This window comes from Amycolatopsis keratiniphila subsp. keratiniphila (genome assembly GCF_001620365.2).
GTDB lineage: Bacteria > Actinomycetota > Actinomycetes > Mycobacteriales > Pseudonocardiaceae > Amycolatopsis > Amycolatopsis keratiniphila.
Map to the genome: position 1 here is coordinate 1,082 of NZ_LQMT02000065.1, position 7,601 is coordinate 8,682.

The following is a 7,601-nucleotide window of genomic DNA, read 5'->3' on the forward strand; positions in this document are numbered from 1 at the left end:
TGTCGTCCATCGGATCACGCGAGTCATCCGGACGATCACGCGAAAGTGCCGACCAGCCACAACGGCTTCGCCGCTCATTCCTGGCTGAGCGCGACCCAGTTCAGTTTCTCCTGTTCTCGTTTCGGCAGGCCCGCGACGACGAGGTCGTAGGAGTCCTCGATCATCTCCCGGACGAAGTCGTCGGTCAGCGAACCGTCCAGCTCGACGGTGTTCCAGTGTCGTTTGTTCAGGTGGTAGCCGGGAATGATCGCCGGATGCTCGGCGCGCAACCGGACGGCCAGGTCGGGCTCGCATTTGAGGCTGATCCGCAGCGGTTTCGCCTTGAGCGGACCGAGCGCGAACACCTTGCCCGCGACCTTGAACACGTTGATGTCCTCGCCGAACGGGAACTCCTCCCGGGCCCCCGGGAGGGCGAGGCAGAGCTTCGCGAGCGCGGCTGGCTTCATGGCGTTCAGGCTAACGGCGCCCACCGACAGAAACCTGTCTCGTCCGGGACGTTGACCGCTTGTCGGTGATTCACTGACGATGGGTGGAGCCGACTGGGTGGAGGCGAAACCGACATGCGCGTGAAGCAGCTCGCCGTAGCGGGAATCCTGGTGCTGGGTGTGGTGCCCGGGGTCGCCGCGGCGGCCCCGCCGTCCGGAGTGGAAAGCGCCGCCCCGAGCGGCTGGGTGGGCACCTGGGCGGCGGCTCCCGCGGCCGGGGTGGCCGGGACCGACAACGGTTACCCGAACTTCTCGATCCGCAACATCGTGCACACCAGCGTCGGCGGGCACGAGGTGCGCGTGCGGCTGTCCAACGCCTTCGGCCGGACTCCGGTGCTATTCGGCCGGGTGACCGTCGCGGTCGCCGCCGGCCCGGACACCCCGCAGGCCGTGCCGGGCACGATGCGCACGCTGAGCTTCGGCGGAGATCGCGAGGTCACCGTGCCGCCGGGCGCCGACATCCTCAGCGACGGTGTGGCGCTGACCGTGCCGAGGGACGGCGATCTCCTGGTCACCACGTACACGCCGACGCCGTCGGGTCCGGTCACCTACCACCCGCTGGCGATGCAGAACTCCTACTTCACCCGTGACGGCGACAAAGCGGCCGACGAGTCGGCGGCGGCGTTCCCGGAGAAGACCGCGGTCTGGCACTACGTGTCCGGAGTGGATGTCCGGGGCCGGGGGCTACGGGGCAGTGTCGTGGCGATCGGCGACTCGATCACCGACGGGGCGAACTCGACCTGGGGCGCGAACCTGCGCTGGCCCGATCAGCTCGCCGACAAGATCAGCGCGCGGACAGGAGTGCTCAACGCCGGGATCAGCGGGAACCGGCTGCTGCTCGACGGCGGCAACTACGGCGTCAACGCGCTGGCCCGGCTGGACCGCGACGTACTCGGCCAGTCCGGCGTGCGGACGGCGATCGTGTTCGAGGGGATCAACGACATCCAGCAGACGCCGCACCAGGCCGATCCGAACAAGATCATCTCGGCGTTGAAGCAGATCGCGGGCCGGGCGCACGACCGCGGCCTGCGCGTGCTGGGCGCGACGATCACGCCGTGGAAGGGCTGGGGTTCGTACACGCCGCAACTCGAGGAGACCCGGCAGGCGGTGAACCGGTTCATCCGGACGAGCAGGCTCTTCGACGGCTACATCGACTTCGACGCGGTGATCCGCGATCCCGTCGACCCGCAGCGGATGAAACCGGAGTACGACTCCGGCGATCACCTCCACCCCGGCGACAAGGGCTTCACCGCCATGGCGAACGCCGTTCCGCTAGCTGGGCTCGGCTAGAAAGCAAGGGCTGCGCCAGGCGGTTCGGTGGGGCACGATGAACTGATGGCGAGCAGCGACAGCGGTATCCGGGAGACGGCGCGGCTGGTCCGGTTCGCCGAACACGAGGCGCGTGCCGAAATCCTCCGGGCGCGGCTCGCCGATCTCCACGGCACCATCCGGCTGGCGAAGCGGACGTCGAACCTGTTCCGGGCACGGAAGGCGACCAGTACACCGGGGCTGGACGTCTCGGGATTCACGCACGTGCTCGACGTCGATCCCTTGGCGCGCACGGCCGACGTCGAAGGCATGGTCACCTACGAGCAACTGGTGGACGCGACCCTGCCGCACGGGCTGATGCCGCTGGTCGTGCCCCAGCTCAAGACGATCACGCTCGGCGGCGCGGTCACCGGCCTCGGCATCGAGTCGTCCTCGTTCCGCAACGGGCTCGTGCACGAGTCGGTGCTGGAGATGGAGCTGCTCACCGGCGACGGCAGGATCGTCGTCGCGCGGCCGGACAACGAGCACAGCGATCTCTTCCACGGTTTCCCGAACTCGTACGGGACGCTCGGCTACGCGTTGCGGCTGAAGATCGAGCTGGAGCCGGTCAAGCCGTACGTCCGGCTCGACCACGTCCGGTACGAAGACACCGATGAGTACTTCGCTGCGCTCGGCGAGGCATGCCGGAGCGGGTCGGCGGACTTCGTGGACGGAACGGTCTTCGGACCGGGCGAGCAGTACTTGACACTGGGCACCTTCACCTCGTCGGCGCCGGTGACCAGCGATTACACCTGGCTCGACATCTACTACAAGTCGATCCGCTCCCGCGAGACCGATCACCTGAGCGTCCGGGACTACCTGTGGCGCTGGGACACGGACTGGTTCTGGTGCTCGCGGGCGTTCGGCGTGCAGCACCGGCTCCCCCGGCTGCTGCTCGGGAGGCGGCTGCTGCGGTCGTCGGTCTACTGGAAGGCCGTGGCGCTCGACCGCCGGTTCGGGATCGCCGCGAAACTGCTCGAGCTGCGCCGTCTCCCACCGGAAGAGACCATCGTCCAGGACATCGAAGTGCCCCTGTCGCGGGCCGCCGAGTTCCTGGACTTCTTCCGCCGCGAGATCCCGATCAGCCCGGTGTGGATCTGCCCGCTGAAGCAGCGACCGGGCGGCGTGAACTCGCCGCTGTACGAAATGGACCCCGAAACGCTGTACGTCAACTTCGGGTTCTGGTCCGCCGTGCCACTGGATCCCGGCGAGGCGCCGGATACGCACAATCGGCTGATCGAGGCCGAAGTGACCCGGCTCGGCGGGCGGAAATCGCTGTACTCCGACAGTTTCTATGCCGAAGAGGAGTTCTGGCGGCTGTACAACGGCGACGCCTACCGGAAATTGAAGACGGCCTACGACCCCGACGGCCGCCTGCTCGACCTGTACGCGAAATGCGTGCGGCGGCGGTGACGGGGCAGGGAAGAAGAGAGACGACCATGGCTGAGACGACCACCGTCGGGAAGATCTTCGAGCGGTTGCTCGGCCCGAGCGCCGAAGTGTCCATCGCCGCCTACGACGGCAGCACGAGCGGCCCGGCCGACGCGCCGGTGTCGATCCGGGTGCGGTCGCCGCTGGCGCTGACGTACCTGATGTCGTCTCCAGGCGACCTCGGGCTCGCCCGTGCCTACGTCGCCGGCGCGCTCGACGTGGACGGCGATCTCTACTCGGCGTTGCGCGCGCTCGTGGCCCACGTCGATCAGCTCAGCGCCGCGGACCGGCTGTGGTTGCTGCGCGAACTGGGGCCGAGGCACTTGCGCCGCGTCGCCCCGCCCGCCGAAGAACTGCCGAGCCGTGCCAAGCGCGTCCTCGACGGGCTACGGCACTCGAAAGCGCGCGACAGCAACGCGATCTCGAACCACTACGACGTCTCGAACCGGTTCTACGAATTGGTGCTCGGCCCGTCGATGGCCTACACCTGTGCCGCGTATCCGTCCGAAGGCGCGTCACTGGAAGAGGCGCAGGCGCACAAATTCGACCTGGTGTGCCGGAAACTCGGGCTGCGGCCCGGGATGCGGCTGCTGGACGTCGGCTGCGGCTGGGGCGGGATGGTCGAGCACGCCGTCGCGAACTACGGCGTCGAGGCGCTGGGCGTCACCCTTTCGCGCGAGCAGGCACAATGGGCGCAGAAGGACATCGTGACCAAGGGGCTCGCGGACAAGGCCGAAGTACGGCACCTCGACTATCGCGACGTCACCGAAACGGGCTTCGACGCGGTGTCTTCGATCGGGCTCACCGAGCACATCGGCGCGCGCAACCTGCCGTCGTACTTCCGTTTCCTCGCCGGGAAACTGAAGCCGCACGGGCGCCTGCTGAACCACTGCATCACCAACCCGGACACCTCCGTCCCGCACCGGTCACGCGGGTTCATCGACCGGTACGTCTTCCCCGACGGCGAACTGGAGTCCGTCGGGGAGATCGCCACCGCGATGCACGACAGCGGGCTGGAGGTGCGGCATTCGGAGAACCTCCGCGAGCACTACGCCACCACCCTCGGCGCCTGGTGCGCCAACCTCGACGCGAACTGGGACGAGGCAGTCGCCGAAGCGGGCGCCGGCCGGAGCCGCGTGTGGGCGCTGTACATGGCCGCGTGCCGCCTCGCCTTCGAACGACGGGAAATCGAACTGCACCAGGTGCTCGGGGTGAAGGTCGGCCCGGACGGCGACGCGGGCATGCCGCTGCGGCCGGACTGGGGCGTTTAGAGGACTCAATGCCCGAAGGCCTCGGCGAGCCACCACGAGCCGCCGTCGTCGGCGATCTTGGCGTCGACGACGAGCGGCGCGTCCCGCGGACCGTCGAGCCAGTCCTTGACGGCGGAGAGATCCTCGACCGACCGCACGGTGACCCCGGCGCAGCCGAAACCGCGTCCGATCGCCGCGATGTCGGTGTCGGGGAACCGGACCGTCGTCATGTCCGCGGCACCGAAATGGTGGATCTCGGCGCCGTACGCCGCGTCGTTGTAGACGATGACGACGAGCGGGATCCGTAGCCGGACAGCGGTTTCCAGTTCGGAGAGGGCCATGTGGAACCCGCCGTCACCGACTCCGAGCACCGGCAGGCGCTCCGGCCGGGCCAGCGCCGCGCCGATCGCCGTCCCGAGGCCGAGCCCGATGCTTTGGAACGCCTGGGTGAAGCAGAAGCCGTTCTCGTCGGGCACGGAAAGGTACGCGCTCGGATAGCCCATGAAGTTGCCGGAGTCGATCGAGACCACCCGTTCGGACGGCAGGATCTCGTCGAGACGGCGGCTGAGCGTACGCGGATCGATCCTCCCGCCGCCGGATAGGTCGTTATACGGGATGTCGTTCCATCGGGTGCTTTCAGGGGTTTCGCGGCTACTGTGGTGGCCACGCCTTCCGAGTTCGGCGTGCACGTCCACGGCCGTGCTGGTGACGTCGCCGACGACGCCCAGGTCGATCGGCCGGTGCGCACCGAGCGCCGCCTGGTGGAAGTCGACCTGGACCAGCCGGGCTGCCGGGCCGAGCAGCGTGCCGTGCCGGGTGGTCCACATGTTCAGCGCGCACCCCCAGCCGATCACGAGATCGGCGTCCCTGACGAGGTCCGCCGCCCGCGGCGACGAAAACCCGCCCGAGATCCCGATCGAGAAGGGATCTTCGTGGAAGAGGCCGTGCGCCACCGCCGAAGTCGCCAGCAGCGCACCGGACCGTTCCGCGAGTTCCTTGAGTGGTCCGGCGCTCCCCCGCGCGCCGCGGCCGGCGATGAACACCGGCCGCCGCGCTTCGACCAGGAGGTCTGCCAGTCTCGCGACCGCATCGGCACTCGGACGGATCGACGCCGGGGCGGGGATTTCCGGCACCGGGTCCGCTTCGGGCACTTCCTGGGCTTGGACGTCGAGTGGCAGGTTGAGCAGGACCGTCCGTCGCTGCTGCACCGCCGTCCGATAGGCACGGACGGTGTCGGCGACCGCGGTCCGCGCGCCGTGCACACGCTCGGGCATCGCGCCGACGGCGGCCGCGAGCGCGTCCTGGTCCACCCGGAAATTCGACAGCACCGCCGACGCTGCGGTGTCACCCGCCACGACGATCATCGAGGTCCGGCTCTTGGCCGCCTCGGTGATCCCGGTGAGCGCGTTGGTCAGCCCGCAGCCCTGATGGAGACTCAGTACCGAGACCCGGCCGCTCATCCGGGTGTACGCGTCGGCCATGCTCGCCGCGCCACCCTCGTGCCGCGCGGCGACGAACCGCACCCCGGCCGCCCGCAACCCGTTGGTCGCCTCGAAATTGCCGCTGCCCACGACCCCGAACGCGGCGCCGACGCCGAGTTCCGCGAGCGTGCGGCCGACCAGTTCCGCGACGTTCATACCCGCTCGACCAGCGCGTAGACCCTGGCGGGGCTGCCGGAACCGCCGACGATCGGGAGCGGGCTGACGACCAGCAGTGAGCCGGTGGCCGGCAGAGTCGCCAGGTTCCGCAACTGGGTCAGGCCGTGTTTTCCAGCGCCCAGAAGGAGTTCGTGGCAGGGGAAGGCGGGCTCGAGGGCGAGTGCCTGCCCCGCGTCGGTGCCGACGGTCTCCACGCCGAACCCGGTGATCGGCGCCTCCTCCGCGAGCCAGCGAGCGCACTCCCCCGAAACGCCCGGGGTGTGCGGGCCGTTCTCGTCGTTGTTGAGGAAGGTCTCCTGATCGTGCGAGCGCGCGTCCCAGCCCGTGCGGTAGAGCAGCCAGCCGCCCTCGGGCAGCGGCCCGTTCACGCGCTCCCACTCACGGATGTCTTCGATGGACAGCAGGTAGTCCGGGTCTTCGGCCGCGCGGGCCGACGCGTCGAGCACCACGGCCGGGGCGACCAGCGTGCGCAACGGCACCTCGGAGACGTCGTGGCCGTCCTTTCCCGACACCCAGTGCACGGGGACGTCGAGGTGGGTCCCGGTGTGCTCGCCGGTGTGGATGTTGTTCCAGTACCAGCGCGGCCCGCGTTCGTCGTACCGGCTGATCTCCTCCAGGCCGAACGGGATCGTGTTCGCGAACGGCTCCGGCAACTGGAGGATCGGGGTGCTCGCGCTCAAGGGGGCGGTGAGATCTACGACCTCGATCGCGCCCGTGGCGATCGCGGAGTTCAGCTGGGCCAACAACGACATGCGTGCCTCCCGGGAGTGACTGCGGCGTCTCGGCCACCTTAGGCCGATTTCGGGTTTGATGGTCGTCTGGACGTCGCCGGCAGACGGAGGAGATCGATGGTCGAGGTGGCACTGCGATCGGTCGAGGATCGCGACCTGGACACCTTGTACGAGCTGATGCGTGACCCCGAATCGGTCCGGATGGCCGCGTTCATCGCGAGGGACCCCAACGATCGCGAAGCGTTCGATCGGCACATGGCGAGGTTGAGGACTTCCCCGGACCTCACCCTGCTCGCGGTGACCGGCGACGGACGCTTCCTCGGCACCATCGGCAGTTTCTTCGTGGAGGGCGACGCCGAAATCACCTACTGGATCGACCGTGCGGTTTGGGGGCGGGGAGTCGCCAGCCGCGCCCTCGCGCTGTTTCTGGACGTGGTCGAGGTCCGGCCTTTGTACGCCCGCGCCGCCAGCGACAATCTCGGGTCGCTTCGGGTGCTGCGGAAGGCGGGATTCCGTGTCATCGGAACCGAGGTCGCGTACGCGTCCGCTCGGGATGGTGAGATCGAGGAAACCGTTCTGCGCCTTGATGTTTGAGGGATTGACCCGGCTTGAGCCAGGGCGAGATGTTGCGAAACCGGCTTTCGCAACATGGCCCACGAACACTGCTTGAACAAATTTCAAGAATCCTTTTCAGGTTCGCACATTTGTTCGATTGCGGGTATTCTTGCGGGGTGTCCG

General features: G+C 68.5%; 7 protein-coding genes. 4 read left to right on the forward strand and 3 right to left on the reverse strand.

Annotated features, from left to right (window positions below; all coding sequences use genetic code 11):
- Positions 1–74: 74 nt before the first annotated feature.
- Positions 75–446, reverse strand: a complete 372-nt coding sequence (locus AVR91_RS42185) for an MmcQ/YjbR family DNA-binding protein (RefSeq protein WP_043848208.1) — start codon at positions 444–446, stop codon at positions 75–77.
- A 114-nt stretch (positions 447–560) separates the two neighbouring features.
- Here AVR91_RS42185 and AVR91_RS42190 point away from each other — a divergent pair, with 114 nt between their 5' ends.
- Genes AVR91_RS42190 through AVR91_RS42200 form a run of 3 tightly spaced genes read left to right on the forward strand, consistent with a single transcriptional unit; the run spans position 561 to position 4,495 of the window.
- Positions 561–1,775: an SGNH/GDSL hydrolase family protein gene (locus AVR91_RS42190; protein ID WP_063276905.1), complete on the forward strand. Its 1,215-nt coding sequence runs from the start codon at positions 561–563 to the stop codon at positions 1,773–1,775.
- 45 nt (positions 1,776–1,820) lie between these two features.
- Positions 1,821–3,206: an FAD-binding oxidoreductase gene (locus AVR91_RS42195; RefSeq protein WP_063276906.1), complete on the forward strand. Its 1,386-nt coding sequence runs from the start codon at positions 1,821–1,823 to the stop codon at positions 3,204–3,206.
- Positions 3,207–3,232: 26 nt separating this feature from the next.
- On the forward strand, positions 3,233–4,495 hold the full coding sequence (locus AVR91_RS42200) for a class I SAM-dependent methyltransferase (protein WP_083737966.1): 1,263 nt from the start codon (positions 3,233–3,235) through the stop codon (positions 4,493–4,495).
- Positions 4,496–4,500: 5 nt separating this feature from the next.
- Here the strand turns inward: AVR91_RS42200 and AVR91_RS42205 are convergent, their stop codons facing one another.
- Both AVR91_RS42205 and AVR91_RS42210 read right to left on the reverse strand, forming a co-directional pair.
- Positions 4,501–6,111 carry a thiamine pyrophosphate-binding protein gene (locus AVR91_RS42205; protein WP_063276908.1) on the reverse strand — a complete coding sequence of 537 codons (1,611 nt, stop codon included), beginning with the start codon at positions 6,109–6,111 and terminating at the stop codon, positions 4,501–4,503.
- Positions 6,108–6,884, reverse strand: a complete 777-nt coding sequence (locus AVR91_RS42210) for a cyclase family protein (protein WP_063276909.1) — start codon at positions 6,882–6,884, stop codon at positions 6,108–6,110. The genes AVR91_RS42205 and AVR91_RS42210 overlap by 4 nt, the downstream gene beginning before the upstream one ends.
- Before the next feature lie 96 nt (positions 6,885–6,980).
- Between AVR91_RS42210 and AVR91_RS42215 the strand changes: the two genes are divergently transcribed.
- Positions 6,981–7,457 carry a GNAT family N-acetyltransferase gene (locus AVR91_RS42215; RefSeq protein ID WP_063276910.1) on the forward strand — a complete coding sequence of 159 codons (477 nt, stop codon included), beginning with the start codon at positions 6,981–6,983 and terminating at the stop codon, positions 7,455–7,457.
- The last annotated feature ends 144 nt before the right edge of the window (positions 7,458–7,601 follow it).